This is a genomic window from Methylobacterium oxalidis, assembly GCF_007992195.1.
GTDB classification, from domain to species: Bacteria; Pseudomonadota; Alphaproteobacteria; order Rhizobiales; family Beijerinckiaceae; genus Methylobacterium; species Methylobacterium oxalidis.
This window is the reverse complement of record NZ_BJZU01000282.1, coordinates 1-1394: the sequence shown is the minus strand read 5'-3', so window position 1 is coordinate 1394 and position 1394 is coordinate 1. Positions and strand designations below refer to the sequence as shown.

General features: G+C 67.8%; 1 protein-coding gene. It reads left to right on the top strand.

Annotation, left to right across the window (positions count from 1 at the left end):
* The first annotated feature begins 21 nt into the window (after positions 1–21).
* Complete coding sequence (gene hpnE, locus MOX02_RS30565) at positions 22–1284, top strand: hydroxysqualene dehydroxylase HpnE (protein ID WP_147029504.1); 1263 nt, start codon at positions 22–24, stop codon at positions 1282–1284.
* Positions 1285–1394 lie beyond the last annotated feature (110 nt).

The following is a 1394-nucleotide window of genomic DNA, read 5'->3' as shown; positions in this document are numbered from 1 at the left end:
CAGGTAGCAGGGGCAGCCGCGATGCAGGGCGCCGTTCACGTCGTGGGCGCTGGCTTGTCCGGCCTCGCAGCGGCCGTGGATCTCGTCGACACCGGACGTCCGGTCGTCGTTCACGAGGCTGCGGCCCATGCGGGCGGGCGCTGCCGGTCCTATCACGACACGCAGCTCGGGATGACCATCGACAACGGGAATCATCTCGCGCTCTCGGGCAACCGGGCGGCGTTGGGCTTCCTCGACCGGATCGGGGGCCGCTCGGCGGTCGCCGAAGCCCCTCGGGCGGAATACCCGTTCGTCGATCTCGATACGGGCGAACGCTGGACGCTGCATCCCAACCCGGGGCGAGTGCCTTGGTGGGTCGCCGACCCGCGTCGCCGCGTGCCAGGGAGCCGGATCGGCGACTATGCGGAGATTCTGGGCCTCCTGGTCGCGGACAAGGGGACGAAGATCACGGATGTGGTCCGTTGCGAGGGGCTTCTCTACGAGCGCCTCTGGCGGCCCGTCCTGCTCGCGGCTCTGAACATCGACCCGAAGGACGCCGATGCCGTGCTCGCCGGGCAGGTTCTGCGGGAAACGTTCGTCGCCGGCGGGCGCGCCTGCCGTCCTGTCATCGCCGAGGACGGTTTGTCGAAAGCGTTCGTCGACCCCGCTCTGCGCTACCTCGCGGAGCGCGGCGCGGCCGTCCGATACGGGAGGTGTCTGCAGCGTTTGGCATTCAACCGGAACCGCGTCGCCGGACTCGCCTTCGGCGACGACGTCATTCTGCTCGGTCCTGAGGACAAGGTCGTGCTCGCCGTCCCCTCGAGGGCTGCAGCCGCCCTCGTACCGGGCCTCGATGCGCCCCAGGAGTGCCGCGGGATCGCGAACATTCACTTCAAGGCGCGCTGTCCCCCGAGCCAGCCGCGCATGACCGGAGTGGTGAACGGCTTATCCGACTGGATCTTCGCGTATCCCGGCCGGGTTTCGGTGACCGTCAGCGGATCGGATCTGGCCGAACTCGGGCGGGAGGAACTCGCACGGAGGATCTGGAGCGAGGTCTCATATGTCACCGGCCTGTACATGGCCGGAATGTCCGATGCGTTGCCGCCCTGGCAGGTGATCCGGGAAAGGCGCGCGACATTCGCTGCCACCCCGGCGGCGGCCACGTCGCGCTCCGGGTGCCGCACGGAGTTCAGGAATCTCTTCGTTGCAGGCGATTGGACCGACACCGGGCTGCCTGCCTGCATCGAAGGGGCGGTCCGATCGGGCAACGCGGCATCAACGGCTGTGATCGAGGCAATGCGATGAGACGAGCGAACTTCGTGCGTGTGGACCAGGATCCCAAAATTGCGCACGGAATCGGCACCTTCGGACATGAGGATGGAACGAACGAAGCGGCTCGTCCCGTCGCATGTCCC

Bases quoted from the DNA above. Each gene is read 5' to 3' on its own strand.
- hpnE (WP_147029504.1), top strand. From the start codon at position 22: ATGCAGGGCGCCGTTCACGTCGTGGGCGCTGGCTTGTCCGGCCTCGCA.